At 62.8% G+C, this 24,996-nt stretch carries 25 protein-coding genes; 9 read left to right on the top strand and 16 right to left on the bottom strand.

Translation table 11 applies throughout. From position 1 onward, the window contains the following. Positions 1-939, top strand: coding sequence for a dimethyl sulfoxide reductase anchor subunit family protein (locus NKH54_RS06755; protein WP_023692554.1), 939 nt, complete (start codon positions 1-3; stop codon positions 937-939). Between the two features lie 12 nt (positions 940-951). Here NKH54_RS06755 and NKH54_RS06750 read toward each other — a convergent pair whose 3' ends face one another. Then, positions 952-1,830: a LysR substrate-binding domain-containing protein gene (locus NKH54_RS06750; protein WP_023688709.1), complete on the bottom strand. Its 879-nt coding sequence runs from the start codon at positions 1,828-1,830 to the stop codon at positions 952-954. Between the two features lie 93 nt (positions 1,831-1,923). Here NKH54_RS06750 and NKH54_RS06745 point away from each other — a divergent pair, with 93 nt between their 5' ends. Next, positions 1,924-2,895, top strand: coding sequence for a quinone oxidoreductase family protein (locus NKH54_RS06745; protein ID WP_023688710.1), 972 nt, complete (start codon positions 1,924-1,926; stop codon positions 2,893-2,895). Between the two features lie 4 nt (positions 2,896-2,899). Here NKH54_RS06745 and pdeM read toward each other — a convergent pair whose 3' ends face one another. Both pdeM and NKH54_RS06735 read right to left on the bottom strand, forming a co-directional pair. Further along, positions 2,900-3,616 carry a ligase-associated DNA damage response endonuclease PdeM gene (gene pdeM / locus NKH54_RS06740; RefSeq protein WP_023669598.1) on the bottom strand — a complete coding sequence of 239 codons (717 nt, stop codon included), beginning with the start codon at positions 3,614-3,616 and terminating at the stop codon, positions 2,900-2,902. After that, positions 3,613-6,117 carry a ligase-associated DNA damage response DEXH box helicase gene (locus tag NKH54_RS06735; RefSeq protein WP_353027925.1) on the bottom strand — a complete coding sequence of 835 codons (2,505 nt, stop codon included), beginning with the start codon at positions 6,115-6,117 and terminating at the stop codon, positions 3,613-3,615. The genes pdeM and NKH54_RS06735 overlap by 4 nt, the downstream gene beginning before the upstream one ends. Between NKH54_RS06735 and NKH54_RS06730 the strand changes: the two genes are divergently transcribed. Continuing rightward, positions 6,025-6,219 carry a hypothetical protein gene (locus NKH54_RS06730; RefSeq protein ID WP_245261392.1) on the top strand — a complete coding sequence of 65 codons (195 nt, stop codon included), beginning with the start codon at positions 6,025-6,027 and terminating at the stop codon, positions 6,217-6,219. The genes NKH54_RS06735 and NKH54_RS06730 overlap by 93 nt on opposite strands. Positions 6,220-6,360: 141 nt before the next feature. Here the strand turns inward: NKH54_RS06730 and NKH54_RS06725 are convergent, their stop codons facing one another. The 3 genes from NKH54_RS06725 to NKH54_RS06715 all read right to left on the bottom strand — a co-directional run bounded on the left by NKH54_RS06725 (position 6,361) and on the right by NKH54_RS06715 (position 9,025). Then, positions 6,361-7,221: a C40 family peptidase gene (locus tag NKH54_RS06725; protein WP_023826809.1), complete on the bottom strand. Its 861-nt coding sequence runs from the start codon at positions 7,219-7,221 to the stop codon at positions 6,361-6,363. A 29-nt stretch (positions 7,222-7,250) separates the two neighbouring features. Further along, positions 7,251-7,601 carry a MarR family winged helix-turn-helix transcriptional regulator gene (locus NKH54_RS06720; RefSeq protein WP_023669596.1) on the bottom strand — a complete coding sequence of 117 codons (351 nt, stop codon included), beginning with the start codon at positions 7,599-7,601 and terminating at the stop codon, positions 7,251-7,253. Positions 7,602-7,663: 62 nt separating this feature from the next. Continuing rightward, positions 7,664-9,025, bottom strand: coding sequence for a leucyl aminopeptidase family protein (locus tag NKH54_RS06715; RefSeq protein WP_023751937.1), 1,362 nt, complete (start codon positions 9,023-9,025; stop codon positions 7,664-7,666). Between the two features lie 238 nt (positions 9,026-9,263). Here NKH54_RS06715 and NKH54_RS06710 point away from each other — a divergent pair, with 238 nt between their 5' ends. Further along, a complete protein-coding gene (locus NKH54_RS06710) occupies positions 9,264-10,085 on the top strand; it encodes a tetratricopeptide repeat protein (RefSeq protein ID WP_023826810.1) in 822 nt (273 codons plus the stop codon). Positions 10,086-10,199: 114 nt separating this feature from the next. On the opposite strand, the gene NKH54_RS06705 is transcribed toward NKH54_RS06710, so the two are convergent. From NKH54_RS06705 to NKH54_RS06665, 9 genes are all read right to left on the bottom strand, one after another. Further along, a complete protein-coding gene (locus NKH54_RS06705; RefSeq protein WP_023826811.1) occupies positions 10,200-11,216 on the bottom strand; it encodes a type II secretion system F family protein in 1,017 nt (338 codons plus the stop codon). 40 nt (positions 11,217-11,256) lie between these two features. Beyond that, positions 11,257-12,270, bottom strand: coding sequence for a type II secretion system F family protein (locus tag NKH54_RS06700; RefSeq protein ID WP_353027908.1), 1,014 nt, complete (start codon positions 12,268-12,270; stop codon positions 11,257-11,259). 155 nt (positions 12,271-12,425) lie between these two features. Then, positions 12,426-13,937 (bottom strand): TadA family conjugal transfer-associated ATPase, encoded by a 1,512-nt coding sequence (locus NKH54_RS06695; protein ID WP_353027907.1) that lies wholly within the window; start codon positions 13,935-13,937, stop codon positions 12,426-12,428. Between the two features lie 86 nt (positions 13,938-14,023). After that, positions 14,024-15,307, bottom strand: coding sequence for a CpaE/TadZ family protein (locus NKH54_RS06690; protein WP_023696715.1), 1,284 nt, complete (start codon positions 15,305-15,307; stop codon positions 14,024-14,026). Between the two features lie 55 nt (positions 15,308-15,362). Beyond that, the gene (locus tag NKH54_RS06685; RefSeq protein WP_023711428.1) at positions 15,363-16,100 is read right to left on the bottom strand and encodes a CpaD family pilus assembly protein; all 738 of its coding nucleotides are present in this window, start codon (positions 16,098-16,100) and stop codon (positions 15,363-15,365) included. 14 nt (positions 16,101-16,114) lie between these two features. Then, a complete protein-coding gene (locus NKH54_RS06680) occupies positions 16,115-17,644 on the bottom strand; it encodes a type II and III secretion system protein family protein (RefSeq protein WP_353027906.1) in 1,530 nt (509 codons plus the stop codon). After that, complete coding sequence (cpaB, locus tag NKH54_RS06675) at positions 17,641-18,453, bottom strand: Flp pilus assembly protein CpaB (protein ID WP_353027905.1); 813 nt, start codon at positions 18,451-18,453, stop codon at positions 17,641-17,643. Before cpaB ends, NKH54_RS06680 begins: the two co-directional genes overlap by 4 nt. Positions 18,454-18,660: 207 nt before the next feature. Continuing rightward, positions 18,661-19,179, bottom strand: a complete 519-nt coding sequence (locus tag NKH54_RS06670) for an A24 family peptidase (protein WP_353027904.1) — start codon at positions 19,177-19,179, stop codon at positions 18,661-18,663. A gap of 149 nt (positions 19,180-19,328) precedes the next feature. Next, positions 19,329-19,499 carry a Flp family type IVb pilin gene (locus NKH54_RS06665; protein WP_023669585.1) on the bottom strand — a complete coding sequence of 57 codons (171 nt, stop codon included), beginning with the start codon at positions 19,497-19,499 and terminating at the stop codon, positions 19,329-19,331. Positions 19,500-19,853: 354 nt separating this feature from the next. Here NKH54_RS06665 and NKH54_RS06660 point away from each other — a divergent pair, with 354 nt between their 5' ends. The 3 genes from NKH54_RS06660 (at position 19,854) to NKH54_RS06650 (ending at position 21,710) form a co-directional block, all read left to right on the top strand. Continuing rightward, positions 19,854-20,276, top strand: a complete 423-nt coding sequence (locus NKH54_RS06660) for a pilus assembly protein N-terminal domain-containing protein (RefSeq protein ID WP_023681988.1) — start codon at positions 19,854-19,856, stop codon at positions 20,274-20,276. A gap of 150 nt (positions 20,277-20,426) precedes the next feature. Further along, positions 20,427-21,044: a TadE/TadG family type IV pilus assembly protein gene (locus tag NKH54_RS06655; protein ID WP_353027903.1), complete on the top strand. Its 618-nt coding sequence runs from the start codon at positions 20,427-20,429 to the stop codon at positions 21,042-21,044. Positions 21,045-21,101: 57 nt separating this feature from the next. Next, entirely contained in the window at positions 21,102-21,710 is a 609-nt protein-coding gene (locus NKH54_RS06650) for a TadE/TadG family type IV pilus assembly protein (protein WP_245264030.1), read from the top strand. A gap of 25 nt (positions 21,711-21,735) precedes the next feature. On the opposite strand, the gene NKH54_RS06645 is transcribed toward NKH54_RS06650, so the two are convergent. Beyond that, a complete protein-coding gene (locus NKH54_RS06645) occupies positions 21,736-22,689 on the bottom strand; it encodes a PhnD/SsuA/transferrin family substrate-binding protein (protein WP_353027902.1) in 954 nt (317 codons plus the stop codon). A 176-nt stretch (positions 22,690-22,865) separates the two neighbouring features. Here NKH54_RS06645 and NKH54_RS06640 point away from each other — a divergent pair, with 176 nt between their 5' ends. Together NKH54_RS06640 and mutM are read left to right on the top strand one after the other, a co-directional pair. After that, the gene (locus NKH54_RS06640) at positions 22,866-24,104 is read left to right on the top strand and encodes a phosphopentomutase (RefSeq protein WP_353027901.1); all 1,239 of its coding nucleotides are present in this window, start codon (positions 22,866-22,868) and stop codon (positions 24,102-24,104) included. Beyond that, positions 24,097-24,987, top strand: a complete 891-nt coding sequence (gene mutM / locus NKH54_RS06635; RefSeq protein WP_023711432.1) for a bifunctional DNA-formamidopyrimidine glycosylase/DNA-(apurinic or apyrimidinic site) lyase — start codon at positions 24,097-24,099, stop codon at positions 24,985-24,987. The genes NKH54_RS06640 and mutM overlap by 8 nt, the downstream gene beginning before the upstream one ends. Positions 24,988-24,996: the final 9 nt, after the last annotated feature.

The following is a 24,996-nucleotide window of genomic DNA, read 5'->3' as shown; positions in this document are numbered from 1 at the left end:
ATGCATCCAGCCTTTTCCGTCGTCTTCTTCACAACTGCCACAGGAGCGGGCTACGGACTGCTGGCGCTGCTTGGCGTGCTTGGCGGACTGGGTTTTATCCCGGCCCATTTCTGGCCCGGCCTTATCGGCATGGGGCTGGCGCTTGGCCTGATTGCTGCCGGCCTTTTGTCGTCGACCGGCCATCTTGGCCGGCCCGAACGCGCCTGGCGCGCCTTTTCGCAATGGCGTAGCTCCTGGCTGTCACGCGAGGGTGTATCGTCGGTCGCGACCTTCATTCCCGCCGGGCTGTTCGGCATCGGCTGGGTGTTTTTTGGCCGCACCGGAGGCTGGATGGCCATCGCCGGGTTTCTCGCAACTATCGGCGCAATCGTCACCGTCTGCACCACCGGCATGATCTATGCCTCGCTGAAGCCGATCGCGCAGTGGCATAGCCCGTATACGCTGCCGGGCTATCTCATCTTTTCGGCGATGACCGGCAGCGTGCTGTTGAACGCGCTGCTGCAGGCTTTCGCCATCAGCCCGACCGCCGTTGCGGTAGCCGCCCTGCTGCTGACCTTGCTCGGCTGGGGCTGGAAGCTGGCGACGTGGCGATACAATGACGCGCTGGAGATCGCGACCACCGCCAACACGGCGACAGGCCTCGCCGGAGGGACGGTGCGCTCGCTGGAATGGCCGCACACCGAGGAGAACTACCTGCTCAAGGAAATGGGCTTTCGCATCGCCCGCAAGCACGGTGCAAAGCTGCGGCTGATCACGCAGTTGCTGGCTTTCGCCTTGCCTGCCCTGCTGCTGCTTTCTGTCTTATTCGCTTTGCCCTGGCCATTCGCAGCGGTGCTGTCGGTGCTTGCGGCAACCGTCCAGTTCGCCGGCATGCTGGTCGAGCGCTGGCTGTTCTTCGCCGAGGCCAAGCACACCGTCACCCTCTATTACGGCCGGTAGAGCGTCCCGCCGTCAGGCGGCCCGTGCTCGTGGCGCCGCCGGCAAATCCTTAAGCAGGATTTCGATCGCGGCATCGATTACAGCTGTCCTGCGGTCGTGCGCGTAAAGGCCGTATTGGACCGTGAGCGGCTCGGGCAGGCCGGCTGACGTCTTCAGCACCCGCATCGAAGCAGTGCGCACGGATTCGGGCGGAAGCAGTCCAACGCCCAGTCCGTTCTCGATCGCGGCCTGAAGGCCGGTGACGCTCTGGCACGACAGGACGATCCGGTGCTCCCGGCCGGCGGCGACCAGCGCCTCGATCATCCGCCTGCGCCAAGGGCAGGTTGCGCCGAAGGCGGCGAGATCGAGTGGCCGGTCATGGTCCAGCACATAGTCCTGGGCGCAGACCCACTGCAGTTCGACGTTCCATGTCGTCACGGCATCGGCCGCGACGACGGATGTCGGGGCAATCATGACATCCAGCGCATCCTCGCTCCACAGCCGTCCCAGCGCAACGCTGTGCTCGACCATCGCGTCGAGGCTGATGTCGGGATAGGTGCGATGCAGCCGCCCAAGCGCGGCCGAAAGCGCGGCCGTGGTGACCTCTTCGGCAAGACCAATACGCACGCCGCCGCCAATGCTAGCCTGCTGCAGACGCGCCACCGCTTCGTCGCCGAGAGCGAGGATGCGGGTCGCGTATCCCAGAAAGAGCTCTCCCGCCGCAGTCGGTACGACACCGCGGCCGGTGCGCTGGAACAAGTGCCGTTGGAGCAGGCCCTCCAGCCGGCGCATCTGCATGCTCATCGCCGATTGGGTCTTGCCGGTCTGCGCGGCGACCCTGCTCAGGCTACCTTGCCGGCAGACCGCGACATAGGTGCGGAGAAGGTCGAGGCCGATCTGCTCAGATATCATTTTGTTTGAACTCTGATGTCATAGGTATCAGTCTACAATGATATCTCGCCACGCGCTATCTCACACTCAAGAGAACAGCGCAGGGAAGAAACCATGAAAGCGATCCGTGTTCACCGCCATGGCGGGCCAGATATGCTCGCCTACGAAGATGTCGACATCGGCCAGCCCGGACCGGGCGACGTGCGCGTGCGCAACCGGGCGGTCGGCCTCAACTTCGTCGACATCTATTTTCGCACCGGCGAATACGCGCCGCCCGCTCTGCCATTCATTCCCGGCAATGAAGGCGCCGGCGAAATCGTCGCCGTCGGTGAAGGCGTCAGCGGCTTCGCGCCTGGCGACCGAGTCGCCTATGTCGAGACGCTCGGCGCCTATGCCGAAGAACGCATCGTGCCCGCGCATTTCGTCGTGCATCTGCCCGACGCCATCGATTTCGAGACAGGTGCGGCGATGATGCTGAAAGGGCTGACGGCGCAATATCTGCTGCGCCGCACGTTTCGCGTCGAGGCGGGCCATACCATCCTGGTGCATGCCGCGGCGGGCGGCGTCGGCCTCATCCTGACGCAATGGGCCAAACATCTCGGCGCGACCGTCATCGGCACGGTCGGTTCACCCGAAAAGGCCGAACTTGCGCGCGCCAATGGCTGCGACCATGTCATCGACTACAGCAAAGAGAATTTCGCCGCACGGGTGAAAGAGGTCACCAACGGCGAAGGCTGCCACGTCGTCTATGACGGCGTCGGCAACGCGACCTTCCCCGCCTCGCTCGACTGCCTGCGGCCGTTCGGCACCTTCGTCAGCTACGGCACAGCGTCGGGGTCGATCCCGCCATTCGACATCATGCTTTTGATGCAAAAGGGTTCGCTGTTCGCCACCTGGCAGTTGCTGTTCCATCATCTCGCCAGGCGTGAGGACGTCGTCGCCATGAGCGAGGATCTGTTCAGCGTCGTCCTCAGCGGCGCAGTGAAAATCCCGGTGCACACAAGCATGCCGCTTGCCGAAGTGGCGGAGGCGCACCGCCGGCTCGAAGCACGGCAGACGACAGGCGCAACCGTGCTTATACCGTAGAAACTCAGCCCGGCCGCAGCATCGAACCGGAAATGGCGAAGATGCGCGCGGCGCCCATCATATAAGCTATCAACGTCTCGCGGCGGAACAGGCCGGCATAGGCGCGGTCGAGCACGTTGAGCGAGCCGGTATAAGCGCCGAAGGCCGGCATGATCATGCGGCCGCCATCGCCGGCAAAGCAGCGCCGCCGCACCGAGCGGCCCTGCTGGACGATGCGGGCGCAAGGGTGAAGATGGCCGGCAACTTCGCCCTCGGTTCTTATCTTCGACGGCTCGTGGCGGAACAGCAGCGAGCCGATGGCGAGTTCGCGCACCGTCTCGCCGGGCAAATCCGCCGGCGCTTCCGGGTCATGGTTGCCGGCGACCCAGAACCAGTCGCGGCCGGCCATCAATGCTTCCAGCCGATCGCGGAAGGTTTGATGCATGCGCTCGGCGCCGCCGCCGTCGTGGAAGGAGTCGCCCAGGCTGATGACGATGGCCGGCTGATAGTCCGCGATTACCGCCTGCAGCCGGAGCAGAGTGGCGCCGGTATCGTAGGGCGGGATCAGTGCGCCGCGCCTGGCGAAGGACGAGCCCTTTTCCAGATGCAGGTCGGAGACCGCGAGCAGCCTCAGATCGGGGAAATAGAGCACGCCGCGCGAATCACAGACCGCGCGCTCGCCCGCGATGCCGACAAAGTCGGCCTCGGCGATCAGCGATGCCCGCGCCAGCGAAAAATTCATTCCTCAACCATCCCAGGACCCATGGCTTCCTCGACCAAAGTCGCGGCATCCATCAGCAGCGTTTCGTCGGCCTCGCCGTTCACCGGCATCTTGCCGATTTCGAGCATGATCGGCACGGCCAGCGGCGATATCTGTTCGAGTGCCTTATGCACGATTCGACCCTGGATACGCGAGAGCATGTCGGCAAGTCTGCTGACATCGAGCAGACCGGTCGCCGCGTCGGCGCGCGTCGCCTGCAGCAGGATGTGGTCGGGCTCATGGCTGCGCAGCACGTCATAGATCAGATCGGTCGAGACGGTGACCTGGCGGCCGCTTTTCTCCTGGCCGGGGTGACGTTTCTCGATCAGGCCTGAAATCAGCGCGCAGTTGCGGAAGGTGCGCTTGAGCAGCCAGCTGTCGGCCAGCCAAGCCTCGAGGTCGTCGCCCAGCATGTCCTGGTCGAACAGAGCGCCAAGCGAAGGTTTCCGCGATTTGAACATCGCGCCCATATCGCCCAGCGACCAGATGGCCAATGCGTAGTCGGTGGCGACGAAGCCAAGCGGCCTGGCGCCGGCCCTGTCCAGCCGGCGGGTGAGCAGCATGCCGAGCGTCTGGTGCGCCAGCCTGCCCTCGAAAGGATAAGCGACGAGATAGTGACGGTTGCCGCGCGGAAAGGTCTCGATCAAGAGGTCGTCGCGTTTGGGCAATACCGATTTGTTGGCCTGGAACCGCAGCCAGTCCGATACCTGCTCGGGCAGCTTCTTCCAGCGCTGCGGGTCGTCCAGCATGGCGCGCACCTGCTCGGCGAGGTAAGTCGAAAGCGGAAATTTGCCGCCGCCATAATAAGGAACCTTGGCGTCGCTTCCCGGCGCATTCGAGACGAAGCATTCGTTCTCGCGGATGCCTTCGAAGCGCAGCACTTTGCCGGCAAACATGAAGGTGTCGCCATGCGTCAGCGTTTCGAGGAAGGCCTCCTCGATCTTGCCCAGAGCCCGGCCGCCGTGCGAAGCCGAGCCTTTGCTGCCGGCCTTGATGTAACGCACATTGAGCGCCGGCACCTCGATGATGGTGCCGACGTTCAGCCGATATTGCTGCGCGACGCGGGGATTGGAGACCCGCCACATGCCGTCCTTGTTGAGGCGGATGCGGGCGTAGCGCTCGTAGTTCTTCAGTGCGTAGCCGCCGGTGGCGACGAAATCAATGACGCGGTCGAATGTCGGCCGGTCGAGGCTGGCATAGGGCGCTGCTGTCAGCACTTCCTCGTAGAGATCGTCGGCGCGAAACGGCGCTCCGCAGGCGCAGCCCAGCACATGCTGGGCCAGCACATCGAGCCCGCCATTGACCAGCGGCGGCGTATCCTGGGCGCCCAGATAGTTGGCGTCCAGCGCTGCCCGGCACTCCAGCACTTCGAAACGATTGGCCGGGATCAGGATCGCCTTCGACGGCTCGTCCATGCGGTGATTGGCGCGGCCGATGCGCTGCGCCAGCCGGCTGGCGCCCTTGGGCGCGCCGACATGGACGACCAGATCGACATCGCCCCAATCGATGCCAAGGTCGAGCGTCGAGGTGGCGACGATGGCACGGAGCGCGTTTTCCCCCATCGCCTTCTCGACGCGTCGGCGCTGGGCGACATCGAGCGAGCCGTGATGCAGCGCGATCGGCAAGGTATCCTCGTTGACCCGCCACAATTCCTGAAACAGCAGCTCGGCCTGGCTGCGGGTGTTGACGAACAGCAGGGTGGTCTTGTGGCGCTTGATCTCGCGATAGATTTCCGGCGTCGCATAGCGCGCCGAATGGCCGGCCCATGGCACGCGCTCTTCCGAATCGAGGATCGAGATTTCGGGCTTCGCGCCGCCGGTTACGACGATGAGTTCAGACATATCGGGACTTGCCAGGCCTTTGGGCGGATTCTGGCTCACCAGCCAGCGCCGCAACTCGTCGGGGTCGGCCACCGTTGCCGACAGACCGATCGTCTGCAGGCCGGGCACGATGCTGCGCAGCCGCGCCAGCCCGAGCGCCAGCAGATGGCCGCGTTTCGATGTCACCAGCGAATGCAACTCGTCGAGCACGACATAGCGCAGATCCTCGAAGAAGCGCCCGGCATCGCCGGCCGCAATCAGCAGCGCCAATTGCTCGGGCGTGGTGAGCAGGATATCGGGCGGCGCCAGCTTCTGGCGCTGCCGCTTGTGGGAAGGCGTGTCGCCGGTGCGCGTCTCGATGGTAACGGGCAGGCCGATCTCCGCGACCGGTTTGCCGAGATTGCGCTCGATGTCGACGGCCAGCGCCTTCAGCGGCGAAATGTAGAGCGTATGGATGCCGCGCCGCGCCTGACCGGGTTTACGCCTGGGACGGTTGGCCAGTTCGGTCAACGATGGCAAGAAGCCGGCCAGTGTCTTGCCGGCGCCGGTCGGTGCGATCAAGAGCACCGATTGCCCGGCTTGAGCCTTCGCCAGCAGCTCGATCTGGTGAGCGCGCGGCGACCAGCCTTTTTCGCCAAACCATCTGATGAATGGCTCGGGCAGAAGGACGGCGGCATTTTGTTTGGCAAGGCGCGGCTGCTCGGTCACGCGAAAGAGGTAGCGCGACGGCGCGCGATCGCCAAGCAAAATCGGAACAAAAGGTGATCGGGTGAGTTGTCCTCACCCCGTACGGGGAGAGGATGCCGGCAGGCAGGTGAGGGACAGCGCGAGCTTTCAATCGCTGGCGCCGCCCCTCATCCGCCCTTCGGGCACCTTCTCCCCGTGAACGGGCCGAAGGAAGAGGCGCTACGGCCGCCGAAAGCCCGTCGGCCCGCCATAGAGATACCCAATCCGGCCGATCGCCTCCTTCAGCCCTTCGCGCGAGACCAGCATGGTGTGGCCGTTGGCGTGGATCATGGTCTCGGCGTCGGTCATCACCGCGACATGCCCCTTCCAGAACACGAGGTCACCGCGTTTCAGCCCGGCATAATCGGGTCCCGGATCGAGCGGCTCGCCGAGGCCTGCCGCTTGCATGTCGGAATCACGCAGCACATTGCGGCCGGCCATGCGCATGGCCAGTTGCACGAGGCCAGAACAGTCGATGCCGAAGCCGGAGGTGCCGCCCCAGAGATAGGGCGTGCCGATAAACATCTCGGCGACCGAGACACAGTCGGCGGCGATATCGCTGACCGGGCGCACATGGCCGGCGATCAGCGCCTCGCCGGAAGGCAACAGCGCATAGTGCGTGCCGCGCGTTTCGGCAGCGCCCGTCACCGTCACCGTCGAGCCCATCGACAATTGCCCGCTGATCGGAAAGCGCAGATCCGGGCCTGGATAGAGAAAAGTGCGCGGCGCCGTGACGATGTGGGTTGGCGCATGCTCGCGTGCGCCCAGCATGGTGGCGCCGACGTAGCCGACATAGCCGTCGCGTTCGGCCTGGACCCAGGCCCAGCCTTCGGCTTCCTCGAAGACAAGCACATCGTCGCCGAACAGTACCTGCGTGTTGACGCCGGCATCCGGGCGCGGTGCCTTGCGCACGTCAGCCACGGAGGCCGTGATCCGAGCCGGACGGCCGGTGACGAAGCGATCGGCCGAAACCTCCCCTTTCAGCCTTGCATCGGCGAGGTCGGAACGGAAGGCGTGGAGGCGGGCATCCCTGGCAGTCAAATCGGTACTCGTTCTAATTCATGGATTGATCAGATGGGCAGTTCATGAGCCCTGGCAACGATACCATCCCCGAAGCGCTCGACAAAGAGCGCGCCTTCGACCGTGCGCCGGATCAGCACATTGCGCTTGTCGAGCTCGTCGCGATGGCGTGACACCAGTTTCAGCGCACCCATCGTGTCGAGCGCGCGGGTGATAACCGGCTTGGTGACATTGAGGCGGGCGGCTAGACCGCGCACCGTGTGCGGCGGCGGGTCGAGATAGATGGTGAACAGGATCGCCGTCTGGCGCATGGTGAGATCTGGCGCGCCGGCGCGCACCTGCGACAGCATCACCTGCTGCCACAGCCGCATCGCCTGGCTCGGACGCATCGAAATCGACATCGCCCGAGCATGACGGCAAATTGTTTCGGTTCCGTTTCAGTTTTGGTGGCGGTCTCAGGGCGTCAGGCATAGCGCCTCGAAATGACCCGCTCCAGTGCACGGATGCCTTGCGCCTCGCCGCCGGCGGGTCCATAGGGGCGATCGGACGGGTTCCAGGCGAAGATGTCGAAGTGCGCCCAGCCCGTTGTCCGTTCGACAAAGCGCTTGAGGAACAGCGCCGCGGTGACCGAACCGGCGAAGCCGTCGGTGGTGACATTGTTGATGTCGGCGATCTTCGACGCCAGCCTGGCGTCATAGGGCCGCCACAACGGCATGCGCCACAACGGATCCTCGACGGCCATGGAGGCCGCAGCCAGTTCGGACGCCAGCGTTTCGTCGCCAGTGTAGAAAGGCGGCAGATCGGGGCCGAGCGCGACACGCGCTGCCCCGGTCAGCGTCGCCATGTCGATCAGCAGTTCCGGCTCCTCGTCATCGGCCAGCGCCAGCGCATCGGCCAGCACCAACCGCCCTTCGGCGTCGGTGTTGCCGATCTCGACGGTAATGCCCTTGCGGCTGGTCAGCACATCTCCAGGCCGGAAGGCGTTGCCGGCAATCGAATTCTCGACCGCCGGGATCAGGACGCGCAGCCGGACCTTCAGCCCGGCAGCCATGATCATAGAGGCCAGGCCAAGCACATTGGCGGCGCCGCCCATATCCTTCTTCATCAAGAGCATGCCCGACGAAGGCTTGATGTCGAGGCCGCCAGTGTCGAAACAGACACCCTTGCCGACCAGCGTCACCTTCGGCGCGCCTTCCGGTCCCCAAACCATGTCGATCAGGCGCGGCGCTCCGACCGAGGCCCGGCCGACCGCATGGATCATCGGGAAATTCTGCTTCAGGAGATCATCCCCCTTGATCACCGACACCTCGGCCTTGTGAGTGGCCGCCAGGGTCCGCACGGCCTTCTCCAACTCGTCCGGTCCCATGTCGCTGGTCGGCGTGTTGACGAGGTCGCGCGCCAGGAAGACGCCGTCGGCGATGCGCCGGACACGACCCGCATCGGCGCCGGACGGCAGCGCAAAACGCAACGCCTTGCCTGATTTCTTGCCGTAGCGAGTGAAGACATAGCCGCCGAGCACCAAGCCTATGGCCGCGAGTTCCGGCTCGGCTGGAGCGGCGGCAAAATGCCAGTCGCCTTCCGGCAAGGCTCTCGCCAGCATGCCGACGGCCAGCGCCCCCTCGCCATCACCGACGCCGAACAAGGCGCCGGCAAGGGAACCGTTGTCGCCGGGCAGGGCCAGCGTCCTGCCGGCTTCGCCGGAAAAGCCGTTGGCGGCCGCCCATGCGATCGTGGAAGGCGAAAGCGCCAAAGCCTCCAGTCCATCCCTCGCGACCAGATGGACCGGCAAGGCAGTGCTTAGTGTCTCGATGAGTTCGACAGGCATTCGATGGTCTCCGGGAGGCTTGCAGATCGTCCTCAGTCAAGTGACAGGGACGTCGAATGATTTCAACACCTATGCACAGAGCCGGACATTGGACATGCCAGGCCAAAGGCTTCCGGCGGGCCGTTCACCGATCCGACGGCTCACTTTTTAACTGTCCGTTAGGGTTAACAGAATATTTCTGCGGGGATGAAGATGGCCACGTGAATGGCCACGCGCAGGAATGGAGAGCCCCGTGCCGATGCCCACCAACCGCAGGATGAACGTCACGGGCAAACGGTTGGTCACCACGGCACTGCTGATGGCGCTGGCGGCCGGTGCTGCGGGGTGCGGAACCAGCAAGCTCACGACCGGCTCGATCGGGCGCACCAGCGGCAAACCGCTGGAAACCATGTCGGCCAGCGAGTTGCACGGGGCGACCGGGCGGCTGGGCGAATCCTACGCAAAGAACCCCAACGACAAGCGGCTGGCGACAAATTTTGCGGCGGCGCTCCAGATGGACGGCGATGCCGACCAGTCGCTTGCCGTGATGCGCAAGCTGGCGATCGCCTACCCCAAGGACCGCGACGTGCTTGCCGCCTACGGCAAGGCGCTGGCCGCCAACGGCCAGTTCGAGCCTGCGCTCGACGCCGTGCGCCGGGCGCAGACACCGGAATATCCGGACTGGCGGCTGATGTCCGCCGAGGCCGCCATCCTCGACCAGCTCGGGCAGAAGGATGAAGCGCGCCAGAACTACCGCAAGGCGCTGGACCTCAAGCCGAACGAACCCTCGATCCTTTCCAATCTCGGCATGTCCTATGTGCTGGAAGGCGATCTGCGCACCGCCGAGACCTATATGCGCTCGGCAGCCCGGCAACCGAATGCCGACAGCCGGGTGCGCCAGAACCTTGCGCTGGTCGTGGGACTGCAGGGCCGCTTCGACGAGGCCGAGAAGATCGCCTCGCAGGAGCTTTCGCCCGAACAGGCGCAAGCCAATGTAGCCTATCTTCGCCAGATGCTTGCCCAGCAGAACGCCTGGAGCCAACTCAAGGATCAGGACAAGGCAAAGCCGGCGACCAACTGAGCGCCGCATGGGCGCCGGCTCCGCACAGCGCAAATCCGTCCACGCATCAACGCTGAAAACCAAGAGCCGCACTGCATTGGCAGTGCGGCTCTTTTGTACGGCTGCAAACGAGGCCTACTGGCTTGAGGAATTGTGCTGGTCGCCGAAGATGCCGCGCTGACTGACCTGAATGCCGGCTGGGCCCAGAATGATGGCGAACAAAACCGGCAGGAAGAACAGGATCATCGGCACGGTAAGCTTCGGCGGCAGGGCGGCGGCCTTCTTCTCGGCGGCATTCATGCGCATGTCGCGGCTTTCCGAGGCCAGCACGCGCAATGCGTGCGCCACGGGGGTGCCGTAGCGTTCGGCCTGGACCAGCGCCTGGGACACTGACTTCACCGATTCCAGGCCGGTACGAGCCGAGAGGTTTTCATAAGCCTGCCTGCGCTCCTGCAGATAAGAGAGTTCGGCGTTGGTCAGCACGAATTCCTCCGCCAGCGCCACCGACTGCGAACCGATCTCCTCGGAGACCTTGCGCAAGGCAGCCTCGACCGACATGCCCGATTCGACGCAGATCAGCATCAGGTCCAGCGCATCCGGCCACGCCGCCTGGATCGACTGCTTGCGCTTGGCGGCACGATTGTTGACGTAAAGGATCGGCGCGTAGAAACCCGCGTAGGCGACAAGGATGCAGACGAACAGTTTCACGAAGGCCGGCCGGTCCGGCAGTCCGCCGAGCACGAACAGATAGATCCCTGCCAGCGCGAAACCGACAAAAGGCAGGATCAGGCGGAAGAACAGGAAGCGCGTCAGCGGGTTCTGGCCACGAAAGCCCGCCACCTTGAGCTTCTGCAACGTGCCTTCATCGGCCAACGCACGCCGCAGGTCCAGCCTGTCGACGATGTTGCGCATGCCGATCGACTGCTCTTCGCGCAGCCCCTTGCGGCGACGATCGGCTTCATTGGCAAGCCGCGCGCGCTGCTTGGCGCGCAATTCGTCACGCTCCAGCGCCACCGATCTCATGCGCGTCTTGAGCTGATTGCCACCAAGGGCCGGCAGCACCGTGAAGACGGTCGCGAACACCGCAATGCCAACCAGCAACGCTATCAGGAAGGCAGGATCGGTGAGCGATTTTACGACTTGGTCGGTCATTCGTTTTCAGTCTTTTCGTTTCGAGCTTTCCAAGGTCGGCCTAAACTTCAAAGTTCATCATCTTGCGCATCACCAGAATGCCGATCGACATCCAGACGCCGGAACAGCCGAGGATCAGATTGCCGGTGCTGGTGGTGAACAGCGGCATGATGTAGTTCGGGCTCGACAGATAGACGAGAAGGGCGACGACAAAAGGCAGCGCGCCGATGATGACGGCCGACGCCTTGGCTTCCATGGAAAGCGCCTGGACCTTGGCCTTCATCTTCTTGCGATCGCGAAGCACGCGCGACAGGTTGCCAAGCGCCTCGGAGAGATTACCGCCGGCCTGTGACTGGATCTGGATAACGATGCCGAAGAAGCTTGCCTCGCTGCACGGCATGGTTTCAGCCATGCGCAAGGTGGCATCGGGGATGGACATGCCAATCTGCTGTGAATCGACAATCCGGCGGAACTCGGTCTTGACCGGCTCCGGCGATTCACTGGCGATCAGGCGAATGGCGTCGTTGAGCGGCAGGCCGGATTTGACGGCGCGCACGATGATGTCGAGGGCGTTGGGAAATTCGTTGAGGAACGCCTTGACCCGGCGCGCGCGGCGAAACGAGACGAACCAGCGCGGCAGGCCGAGCGCCCCCGCCAGCAGCGCGCCCGGCAGGACCAGAAGCGGCGCGCCGGCGAGATGGGCAAGCACCGTCAGCGCGATCCCGCAAATGACGGAGTAGATATAGAAACGCTCGATCGAGACCTGCATGCCGGCCTGACGAATCTGGGCCTTCAACGGCGGCTTCTTGACGGCGAGTTCGTTGGTTTTCTGCTTTTCGTCGAGCTGTTTCAGCGTATCCTGGACAGATTTACGCCGCTTGACCGCCTCCGCGACACGGTCGCGCGAAGCCTTGACGACCGAACGATCGGTCTCGGCCGCCTTGATCGTCTCGAGCCGTTTGCCGGCCTGCTTCTCGTTGCTCATCTTCGTGAACAGGAAGGCATAGGCGACCGCACCGGCGCTGAAGCCGGCGAGCACGATGAACGCCAGTACGGTGGTGTCAATTCCGAACATCGACCTCGGTCCCCAGCGCATATCGCCGTTTCAAGGAAACGGCGATATGCGCTATCGCTTTGTTTTGACGCAATTCCCAAGGGAAAGCGCTACGCGCTTTTCCCGGGAAAACCGCTTCACACTTCTCCTGGAATTGCTTCCAACCTCGATATGCGTCAGTCAGCGCGTTTCTCCATCGATTCCAGCGCATTGGCGAGGCGCTGTTCCTCGCCATAGTAGCGGGCGCGATCCCAGAAGTGCGGACGGCCGATGCCGGTCGACACGTGCTCGCCAAGCAGCCTTCCATTCGAGTCCTCGCCCTTGATGTTGTAGAGCACGATATCCTGCGTGATGATGACGTCGCCTTCCATGCCGATCACCTCGGTGATGTGGGTGATGCGGCGCGAGCCGTCGCGAAGGCGTGCTGCCTGGATGATGACATCGATGGAGCCGACGACGATTTCACGCACGGTCTTCTGCGGCAGCGAATAGCCGCCCATGGCGATCATCGATTCGATACGGTTCAGGCATTCGCGCGGGCTGTTGGAGTGGATCGTTCCCATCGACCCGTCATGGCCGGTGTTCATCGCCTGCAGCAGGTCGAAAACCTCCGGTCCGCGCACTTCGCCGACGATAATGCGTTCGGGCCGCATGCGCAGGCAGTTCTTGACCAGGTCGCGCATGGTCACCTCGCCTTCGCCCTCGAGATTGGGCGGGCGGGTTTCGAGACGCACCACGTGCGGCTGCTGCAGTTGCAGTTCGGCCGAGTCTTCGCAGGTGATGACGCGTTCCTCGCGGTCGATATAGTTGGTCAGGCAGTTGAGCAGCGTCGTCTTGCCGGAGCCGGTACCGCCGGAGATGACGATGTTGCAGCGGACGCGGCCGATGATCTTGAGGATCTCGGCGCCCTGCGGCGAGATGGCGCCGAACTTGACCAGCTGATCGAGCGTCAGCTTGTCCTTCTTGAACTTGCGGATGGTGAGCGCGGTGCCGTCGATGGAGAGCGGCGGGGCGATGACGTTGACGCGGGAGCCGTCGGGTAGGCGGGCGTCGCAGATCGGACTCGATTCGTCGACGCGGCGGCCAACCTGGCTGACGATGCGCTGGCAGATGTTGAGCAGCTGCTGATTGTCGCGGAAGCGGATGCCGGTCTGTTCGACCTTGCCATTGACTTCGATGTAGACGTTTTTGGAGCCGTTGACCATGATGTCGGCGATATCGTCGCGGGCCAGCAGCGGCTCCAGCGGGCCGTAGCCCAGCACATCGTTGCAGATGTCCTCGAGCAACTCTTCCTGCTCGGCGATCGACATTGCGAAATTTTTGATGGCGATGATGTCGTTGACGATATCCCGGATTTCCTCGCGCGCGCTCTCGGGGTCGAGCTTGGCGAGTTGCGACAGGTCAATGGTGTCGATGAGCGCGGAGAAGACCTGGCTTTTGGTGTCGTAGTAGGTTTCACTTTTTTCGCGCTGGATCTTTTTTGTCGGCTCCGGCGCCATCGACGGCGCCTCAACGGCACGGCGAGTTGGCGGCGTTGCCGGCGCTCCGACCGGCGGCGCTGCCGCGGGCCGGGCAAGAACCGCCATGTCCGCAGGCGTTGCAGTGGCCGGCGCCGATGGCGCCGGTGCTGGCTGACGGAACTCCGGGGTGAACCGGCCGCCGTCGTCGGAGCCTCTTTTACCAAACATGATCGACTACCAATTCCGTCCAGAACATGATGCCGAAGCGGTTTTCGAACGACATCATGCTCTACTTCTTGATTTGGAGGGGAGCGTCATTTCTTGTTACGCGAGAGCTTGCCGAGCAGGCCGCCAAGGCCTGCCTTCTTCCTGGCCTTGATTTCGCTGCGACCGGTCAGGACATGCGCGATTTCGTTGATCATGCCGACGACCGGGCTCCTGGCATCCATCTCGCCCAGCATGCGGCCGTTGTTGGCGGCATTTCCAAACAACAACGGGTCGAAGGCGATGACCGACATCGGCGTGAGGCTGAGCGGCTCGGCGAAGTCGGAAGCGGAAATCTCGGGCCGTTTCGGCACGCCGGCCTGGTTGATGATCAGCTTCGGCGGCGGATCGTTCGGGCGAAGCCTCGTCAGCATATCGACCAGGTTCTTGGTGTTGCGCAGATTGGCCAGTTCCGGCGTCGCCGTGATGACGATCTCGTCGGCCTTGATCAGTGTGTTCTTGGTCCAGCCCGTCCAGATATGGGGGACGTCGAGCACCAGCAGCGGCACGCTGCGCTGGGCGGTATCGATGAGTTGCGTGAAGGCATCGGGATCGAAATCATAGACACGTTCCAGTGTGGAGGGCGCGGCGAGCAGCGACAGATGTTCGGCGCACTGGGCAAGCAGACGGTCGAGATAGACCTCGTCGACGCGTTCGGGCGAAAATACGGCTTCGGCGATGCCTTGCGCAGGGTCCTGGTCGAAATTTATGTTGGCCGTCCCGAAAGCCAGGTCGAGATCGGCGACGACCACTTCCGACTTGAACAGCGATGACATCGCCCACGCTACATTGTGGGCGATGGTCGAGGAGCCGACGCCGCCCTTGGCGCCGATGAAGGCGATCGAGCGGCCGATCGGCTCGGCTTCCGGATCGACGAAGATCGATGACACCACGGAGACGATATCGGCCATCGACACCGGCGCGATGACATATTCGGAAATACCGAAGCGGATGAGTTCGCGGTAAAGACCGACATCGTTGTAGTGGCCGATCACCACGACTTTCGAGGAGGGATCGCAATATTCGGAAAGCTGGGCAAGCTGCTCCAGCAACTGCTTCGGTTCGCTGCGCGATTCCAGCAGGATCAGGTTCGGCGTCGGCGCCGACTGGTAGAATTCGATCGCCGTGGCGATGCCGCCCATATGCACTTTCAGATGCGCCTTGGCCATGCGGCGATCCTCGCCGGCCCGCTCCACCGGATGCGCGACACCTTCCGTCTCGCAAAATGCCTGGATAGAAATACGCGGCACCGGCCGCAGCGCCTGCATCGCGGCAATATCCGATTGCGAGCTGTCGCCGCCGTCTCCGGGCGTGTCGTAGGCAAGATTGCTCATCGTCATGCTCTTTTCCGTGACTTCTCTTTCCAGTCTCTACGCGGGACTGGCGCTCCTAGTACGTCACTTCCGAATTGCCGAGGAACTCGTCCGAAATACCTCTGCCGCGATAGACGTCGATCACCGCGCCGCGGTTCTCGGCGTCGATATCGGACGACTTTCTCGGCCCGAGCAGATCGGCCGGATTGGCAAGCTGGGCGGCGAGGTTGTTCTGAGACGAGCAGCCGTAATCGGCGTAGTGCTTGTTTTCCGAAGACTCGAGAATGTCTGCGGGCCAGCGCCCGCATTTGTCGGTCTGGGCTCTCACCGAAATATAGGAGACCCGGATAGGCGCCGAGGCTTCGGGGGAAACCGACTGGTAGGAGGTCACGACGATCCGGTTTCGCTTGATGCCGCTGGCAACCGCCAGCCTGGCGAAATCGCGACCGGCGGCCGTCGCGGCGACCTCGTTGGCCGATCCGCTCGGTATCTGGATCGTCAGCGTCGGGGCGGCACTTCTGTCATAGCCATCCAGAAAACCCAGAAGCGTATCGCGTTGGGAGCCGGTCATACCGCGGTCGCCAGCGCCGACCGGCAGGTCGATCTTCTGGTTCTTCTCCGCGATCACGATCGGATGCGTGGTGCGATAATCGTCCGGAATGGCGCCTACCGTGATGCTGTCACGATGGGCGCAGCCGGCCAGCAGCGCTGCCGCCACAACCGCCAGGACTGGGACGGCTCGCCGGCAGATCCGCGAACGCCCGGCACGCATCGTTGTAGCGAACGTGCTTGCCTTCAATGCTGACTGAGACATGTCCACTTCCCCGCTCACTTATAGATGAAGCCGACAACACCGTGATAACGGCCGTTGGGCTTGTCGGTCTGCATGGTGCCGTAGACGCGATTGACCCGGCCAAGGAACATGCCGGCCCCATCGCTCGGGGCGTTGAAATTGTCGTCCGGCTTGGCGAGGTCGTTGCGTGCCACCGGCTTCACCAGATAGGGGGTGATGATGATGACGAGTTCGGTCTCGTTGCGCACAAAATCCCTGCTGCGGAAGAGCGCCCCGAGCACGGGAATCTTTGTCAGTCCAGGCAAGCCGTTGACGGCTTGCCTGACATCGTCGCGAACCAGGCCGGCGATCATCATGGAGCCCCCAGAGGGCAATTCCACCGTCGTATCGGCAAGACGCTTGCGCAGCGACAGGACGTTCGTGCCGGGACTCGTTACGCCTGAGGAGAGCGACACAGATCCCTCCGTTGTCGGCTCGGAAACCGAGGTTCTGACTTTCAGGCTGATGCGACCGGGAGACAACACCACCGGCTGGAATTCCAGGCCGATGCCGTACTCGATCTTGTCGAGAGTATAGGTCTTCAGGCCAGTCTGGTTGTCGGTGGATACGTTCGCGCTGACGCTGCTCACCATGTTGTATTCACCACCGACCTTGAAGGTCGCCTTCTCGCCTGATACGGCGGTCAAGGTCGGCTCGGCCAGGGTCTTCATGACCCCGGACTGCTCCATGGCGTTGATATAGGCCTGCAGCCCCGAGGAGCCGATATTGAAGCCCGAATTCGACAGCTGCTTGCCGAGGCCGGTGAAATTGTCGCTGATTGCGCCGTAGCTGATACCGTTGCTGCCGCCACTGCCGACCATGTTGACGCCGAGCTGCTTCATCACCGAGCGGCTGACTTCGGCCACGGTCACCTTCAGCGTCACCTGGTCGTCGCCGATGATCTGCAGCAGGTTGACGATCTTCGAGACCCGGCGTTCGGTATCCGGATTGTTGATGTCGACGCCGCCATTAGCATTGCCGCCGGCCGCGGTCTGCGAATACTGGCCGGTCGTCGCTTCACCGCCGGACACAAAGATGGTTGCCAGGTCAACGGCGCGCTTGGCATCGAGCGGCGTGTCCACCACCCCGGTCAGGACGACGTTGTCGTTCAGCAATTCGACCTTGATCTCGGCATTCGGAAGGAAGCGCTTGAGGTAGTCTTCCAATCCGGCGACGTCGCGTTCGACGGCCAGATCCAGGCTGGCAATCTGCTCGCCATTGGGACCGAAGACGAAGATGTTGGTTTCGCCCACCGACTTGCCGAACAGATAGATCCGCCTTGCGGTGCGGGTCACCGCATCGGCGACCGCGGGGTTGGCGACCAGGATGTCGTAGGCGTCGCTCGGCAGATCGATGACCACCGATTTGTTGAGGCCAAGCTTGACACGTTGCGTGGCCGACGAGGCCGTGACCCCGACGCTCTTTCCGGCGGCCTTGGCGTCGACAAGGCCACTTGCATGGGCTCCGAGAAAAAGCAGGCCGATGGCCGCAGCCGTGGTGACCGGCAGTCTAGCGACTAACCTCATTTCCTTGCCCCTACTTCGGAAACTTCGCCCGATTTGATCAACCGCACCGTTCCGCGCCGCCCATTGCCGGAAACGAGGTAGTCGGCTTCATCGGTACCCTTTTCCTGGTTGTCGGTGATTGAGCGCAGCGCCAGCGTCAGGCGATCGGCCATTTGCTGGGCGACGGTGATGATCTCGGCCTGCTGCGGCGTCAGCTCCAGCGTCGCCGTCTGTCCGACCCTGGTCTTCTTGCCTTCCTCGTCCTCCTGGATGGTTTGATCGATCGCCAGGACGCGGATGTTCTTGAGGATGGTCTCAGTGGTGAATCCGCTACCGCCGTTGCCGGTGTCGGATCTGCGGGTCATGATGACGTCGACAAAATCGTTAGGCAGGATAAAGCCGCCTGCCGACGTGTCCGCCGAGATCGCGGTGGCGACGGCACGCATGCCGGTGGGCAGGATAGAAGACATGAAGCTCTGCCCCTCGCCGATCAGCTTGGAGCGCCGCAGCGGCTCACCGGTGTACATCGCCATGCGGGCGACGGAGCCCTTCAGCTTCTCCCGCGCTTCGGGTTCGGCGGCACGGGTGATGAAATTCGCATTGATGCCATCGGACGGCCAGGACTCCCAGCTGAGATTGTTTTCAAGCGGGCTTCCCATAGGCACGTCGCCGGAAAGCACGAGCACATCCTGCAAGGCGATGGCCGGCGCCTGCGGGGCATCGACGACGACCTGCTGGGGCGGGACCGCCACCATATTCTTGGCAACATAACCTGCACCACCCGCCGCGGCCACCGCCACGCCCAGAATGATCAGTCGGGATGCTGGCATCTGTCCGAACCCTCGCCTTTAGGCAACCACCTAGCCAGGCCGGACTTTGCAGCGGCAATCGTCAAAACAAGGTTAATACAATGCTTACGATCGTGATTAATTTAAGGTTTACATAAATTGGATGGACCCGTGCTCCGACCAACAAAAGAGGCGGCCAAGCCGCCTCTTTTCAGATCGATGCAGGAGCGGCAAGGAAGGCTTGCTGTCTCAGATCGCCAGCCTTGCCAGCGCCCATGCCATCAGGGGTGAGTCCGGATAGGTTAGCAGCCCGCCAATGCCGAGTGCAATGCCGTAGGGAACGCCGGTCGTGTCGTCGGCGAAATGGCGCAGGAATGGACTGTGGCTGGTGTAGATCGCCAGCGGCGATTTCCGGTAGAGGAGGATGGCGAGCGTCAGCAGTCCCCCGATAAACGCTGAGATCACGAGATACTCGACAAGGTGAGTGTTGAACCCCATCCAGACGGCGGTGCCGGCGAGCAGCTTGGCGTCGCCGCCGCCCATGCCGCCCAGTGCAAACAGACCGAACGTCACTGCCAGCACCAAGGCGCCGGCGGCGAAATGCCAGCCATAGGTTGCCCAGTCCATGCCCGTCAGCGGCGCAACCAGGACAAACACCGCCAGTAGCAGCACCGGTACGCGGTTGGCGATCGTCATCGACAGCATGTCGGAGGTCGCGGCGAAGAGCATGCAAAAAGGAAAGACGACGAAGATCAACGCTTCGAGCATGGGCGCGGCACCCTGTTGCCAACTGTATCCAGCCTCAGCCTAGACATATACGATTAACGATCGATGAGACTGGGTACTCAAAATCGCTCGACGCGATGAAATAGGGGCCGCCAATCAGGCGGCCCCTATCTCTAAAGCAACCAAGGGTATTACGAATTAGTCACCTTGCCGGCGATCGTGGTGAACTTGTTGTTCAGGGCATTGCCGAGCGAACCAGCGCCAACCATGATGGCAAGCGCGATGAGAGCGGCGATCAGACCGTATTCGATAGCGGTCGCGCCGGATTCGTCCTTCGCGAAACGTGCGATGAGATTAGACATTCGAGAGCTCCTACTCCACGTGTTACAGCACTTCCGTCAACTTCTGTGGTGGTTGATCGGATGCTGCCAATCTACGGAGAAGCTCTTTCAATCGGCTTAATAAACAGCCTTACCGATTCCTTTCCCGCTTCGAACAGCCTGTGTGGTTAACCGTAAACTAAACGCTGGACACTAGCTCGCCTGCCTGTGAAAAGGCCGCGAAAGCTGCAAATTCACGGCCATCGGCAGGACGCATTATTATATTAGCTGGTAGCAAGATTGGTGCGAATATCCCTGCGCCGATCGGTTTAACCGTTGGTTCACCAATCTCCTTCATGTTCCGTTGAACAAGTTTTGCCGCCGTGGAGCGCCTTGATGACTGCCATGAAATCGTCATTCCTGCTTGTCGCGCTTCTCGCCGTCCCGGCTTTTGTGCTGCCGGCCAAGGCCGGAGCCGGCATCGAAGTGACGATGAACCAGGCCAAGATCGTCAAACTGACACGCCCCGCCGACACCATAGTCGTCGGCAATCCGGCGATTGCCGACGCTTCCGTCCAGGATGCATCGACGATCGTGCTGACGGGCAAGGGGTTCGGCGTCACCAACCTGGTTGTCCTCGACCACGATGGCAGCCCGATCGTCGACGAGCAAGTGACCGTGGTGCGCCAGGACGCGTCGTCCGTGCGTATCTACAGGCGCGCCTCGGTACAGACCATGTCCTGCACGCCCTATTGCGAAAGCTCGTACAAGAGCGACTCGGAAAAGTCGTCCGAAGCCGAGATGAGCGCTGGGCAGTAAGCGCCCGACGCTTCATGGCCTCGACAACGCCGCCTCGGTTAGCGGCGGGTTAATGCAGTCTCGGCAAATTTAACGGTCATCCAAACCGGACCTCAATGGGTTCTGGCTAATGTTGTCTCTGGTACCGCATCAGGATCGGCAGGGACGGATATGGGCGAGGATTATTGCGAGGATTCAAGACCCGGAATCGGCAAGGCCAGCGCAGGACGAGGAAAGTTTATCCCTCGTTTCCTTGGCGATCGGCGCGGCAGCACCGCGATAGAATTCGCCATGCTTGCGTTACCGTTTGCGGCTCTCGTCTTCGCCATCCTTGAGAGCTGCGTTTCATTCGCCGGACAGGAGGTGATGGCCAACATCACCGATGATATCGCCCGTCAGTTGCGTACTGGCCAGTTGAGGCAAGCCGATGTAACGGACGAGGAGCTGAAGGGCTTGGTCTGCGCCAGACTGGAGATTATTGTCGCCAAGGGTTGCCCCGGTTTGCTGGTGGATCTGCGCCCGTTCAAGACCTTTGCCGGGGCAGCCAGTGCGGGTTTCACGATTTCCGGCTCGACCATCACGCTGACGGGCAAGGATCCGGATACAGGCAAGGAGCCGGTTTTCGGGACCCCCACAATAGGCCCGGCAGAATCAAAGAACATGCTGCGGGTCTTTTACCCTTGGCCGGTCATGACCGATTTCATGGCTCAATACATGTCGAATATGGATGGCGGCAAGACTCTGCATTACGCGACGACAACGTGGCAAAACGAGCCATTCGACAACTGAAATTGCACGTGTAAGCAAAAGGAAAAGTGCATGTTTTGTGCGGGGGCACATCCGGGGATGTCGGTTATCTGGAAGAGAGCGGCGCGGTTTTTTGCCGATCGGCGCGGCATAGCGGCGGTCGAATTTGCCCTCATCGTGCCTGTCTTGCTGATCATGTATTTCGTTACCATGGAGGCCTCGCAAGCCATCGAGGCCAGCAAGAAGGTCAGCCGCATCAGTTCCATGGTTGCCGACCTCGTCACGCAGCAAACGTCAGTGGTCAACGCAGATCTCACCGACATCATGAAGATTGGAAACTCCAGCCTTCAGCCTTATAACCGCTCAGTCGCCGATATCTTCATTACAGCAATCGACATCGAAGCCGATCCGGGTAATGCGACACCGCAAGCAAAGGTGGCGTGGTCCTGGCGCGTGCTGAATGGGATCACTAGCCGCGACTCCGACCCGACAACCGCCACCACCGTTCCGGCAACGCTCAATATTGCTGGGACTTTCCTCATTCGTGTCCAAACCACTCTCAAATACCAACCGATCATCTCCTGGTCGGAAGGCGCCGAAAAGCCGCTCGGATTTATCTCGGCCTTCAACGAAGGCAAAATAACGATGAGCGAAACCTACTATCTCAGGCCGCGCCGGGCCACGTCGATCCCCTGCAGCGATTGCTGAAGCAGTTCTACCCATTCAACCCGGTTCATTGCGCGCTGCTGTCGGTGCTGGCTGACACCAGGCGCACGATGGAAGCGGCCATCGCATAGTCACTCGCAGCGGCGAGCGTGAACCCTCCCGAATGTTTCGATTCCACGAAATCGTAAACTTCCGGCGACTGCGATCTGAGATTGGTGAGGAAGACGGTCAGTCGGCGTTTGGCTTCGGGATCGAGATCGCTGCGGACGGCGTGAGGGCCGTATCTGAGCACGCCGGAGGTCCAGATGATCTGGAGCGCGGCTTCTGGAATGCCCGCCGCCTCCAGTCGCGCCGCCGTGCCGTCCGGATCAGCCGGCTGATCGCCAGCAATCCCCGTCCGGTTTTCCGCCGTGGCCCGCTCCCAGCCGAATACGGCATCGGCCTGGCCATCGACCAGCATCGCTTCTGCGGCGGCAGCCGAGCCGGCATGAGCGAGGAATGGCGCATTCTGGCTGATCTTGATGCCGTCGGCCGCCAGCCCGGCGAGCGGTAGAAGCGAACCGCCGACATTGTCGGAAGGCGCCATGGCGATGAGGTGCGTTTCCAGGGCCGCGAGATCGGAAAGCCTGCCGTCGCGCGTCAAAAGCACGGAGCGGATGCCCGTGGCACCGTCGGCATCGACCGGCGCCACAAGAGGTTCGACGCAGGCGCAGCGCTCCGAGGCGGTGGCGTAGGCGGTCGCCGAATAGACCGCGTACTGAATCCGGCCATTGGCCTGTGCCTCTATCAGCGCCGCATAGTCATGCGCGACGACGAATTCCACCTTCATGCCGAGCGCCTTGCCGTAGGCGTCAGTCAGCAAGGCCAGACCCGGAACCGTGTTGCCGGCGCCCGGGTCGGCAACGATGCCGATGCGAAACGTGCCGATCTGGTCGCGCCAGTCGGCGTGCGCGGCGAGCTGCGAGGCCAGGAGCGCTACAGTGGTCGCTAGTGCACTCCAACCGAGGTCAGCCCGTCTCATCGATCCATGCCCCGCACACCGTTTCCTTGAAGCGCATCGCATGTCTCAAGGATGCGTACAGCGCGCCTGCCCGACCTCGCGACTATTGCGCCAGGCCGCTGCCGCCTGGTTTACGATTTGCCAATGCCGCGACGGGACCTTATGTCTGGTCAACCAGACTGGCAATGACGGCACCGATGTCACGCGCTTTCCTCTTCGTTCTCGATTCTTTCGGCATTGGCGGCGCCGCCGATGCCGAACGCTATGGCGACGCCGGCTCGAACACGTTCGGACATATCGCGCTGGCCTGCGCGGAAGCCCGCGCCGATCGCGAGGGCCTGCGCGAGGGACCGCTGAAGGTGCCCACCATGGTTTCGCTCGGTCTCGGCCGCGCAGCAGAAACCGCAACCGGCTTCCAATTCGACAGCAAAGCCGCCGTTTCAGCCTCCGCCTTCCACGGCGCCGCGCAGGAGATTTCGAGCGGCAAGGATACGCCGTCGGGTCACTGGGAAATCGCCGGGCTGCCCGTGCGGTTCGACTGGGGCTATTTCCCCGATAAGGTGCCCGCCTTCCCTGCCGAACTGACCGAAGCGATGATCCGCGAGGGCAAGGTGCCGGGCATTCTCGGCAACTGCCATGCGCCCGGCACGGAGATCATCGAGCGCTTCGGCGAGGAGCATATCCGCACCGGCCAGCCGATCTGCTACACCTCGGTCGATTCCGTCCTGCAGATAGCAGCGCACGAAGTTCATTTCGGCCTGGAGCGGCTCTACGAGTTCTGCAAGACGGTACGCCGGCTGGTCGATCCGCTGAAGATCGGACGGGTGATCGCACGGCCTTTCCTGGGCGAAACATCAGCCACCTTCGAGCGCACCTACAACCGCCATGACTACGCCGTGCCGCCGCCTGAGCCGACGCTGCTCGACCGCTTGACCGGGCGCGGCAGCCGGGTGATCGCGGTCGGCAAGATCGACGACATCTTCGCCCACCGCGGTATCTCGGAAGTACGCAAGGCGCCCGGCAACATGGCAATGTTCGACAAGGCGCTGGGCGCGATGGACGATGCCGGCGACGGCGACCTGGTGTTCGCCAATTTCGTCGACTTCGACACCGAGTTCGGCCATCGCCGCGACGTCGCCGGCTATGCTGCGGCGCTCGAAGCCTTCGACCGCCGGCTGCCCGAGGCACTGGCAAAGCTGAAGCCGGGCGATCTGCTCATCCTCACCGCCGACCATGGCAACGATCCGACATGGCGTGGCACCGACCACACGCGCGAACGCGTCCCGGTCATCGGCACCGCACCGGGTCTCACGGGCGGCGACATCGGGCTCAGGACCACCTTCGCCGATATCGGCGAGACGGTCGCCGAACACCTCAAGCTGGCGCGCGGCCGCCACGGCGCTTCCTTCCATTCGGCGATAGGCGGCCATGCCTGAACTGCCCGAGGTCGAAACGGTCCGGCGCGGCCTGCAGCCGGTTCTGGAATGCGCGCGGATCGTGCGCGTCGAGGCGCGCCGGCCCGATCTCAGATTTCCGTTTCCGGCGAAATTTGCGCAGCGGCTGACCGGCAAGACGGTCATCGCGCTTGGCCGCCGCGCCAAATATCTCACCATACACCTGGACGGTGGCCCGGTGCTGATCTGCCATCTCGGCATGTCGGGCTCGTTCCGCATCGAGGCCGCTGATGACAAAGAGACGCCCGGCACGTTCCATCAAGAGCGCTCGAAGGATGCCAAGCACGACCATGTGGTGTTCCATGTCGTGTCGCCTGTCGGCGTCCAGTCTCGCGTGGTCTTCAACGACCCGCGTCGCTTCGGCTTCATGCTGTTTGCGGAAGGCCTGGCCGACGCGCATCCGATGCTCGCGGGACTGGGCGTCGAGCCGACCGGCAATGCGCTGGAAGGCGCCCTGCTCGCCTCTCTGCTGAAGGGCCGCAGATCGCCGTTGAAGGCGGCGCTGCTCGACCAGAAGCTGATTGCCGGGCTCGGCAATATCTATGTGTCGGAAGCGCTGTGGCGCGCCGGCCTTTCGCCATTGCGCGAGGCAGGCACCATCGCCGGGACCGGCAAGAAGGCCAAGGAACAGAGCGAACGACTGGCCGAGGCAATCCGTTCGGTGATCGCCGATGCGATCGCCGCCGGCGGGTCTTCGCTGCGCGACTATGTGCACACAGACGGGTCGCCGGGCTATTTCCAGCATTCCTTCGCGGTCTACGATCGCGAAGGCGAGCCCTGTCCGACGCCCGGCTGTCGCGGCCACATCGAGCGCATCGTGCAAAGCGGCCGCTCGACCTTTTATTGCCGGACCTGCCAGCGGTAAGCTAGACGG

This window comes from Mesorhizobium sp. M1004 (assembly GCF_040318795.1).
Classification (GTDB): domain Bacteria; phylum Pseudomonadota; class Alphaproteobacteria; order Rhizobiales; family Rhizobiaceae; genus Mesorhizobium.
Note: the sequence above shows the minus strand (reverse complement) of the source record. Positions and strands in the feature narration are given on the sequence as shown.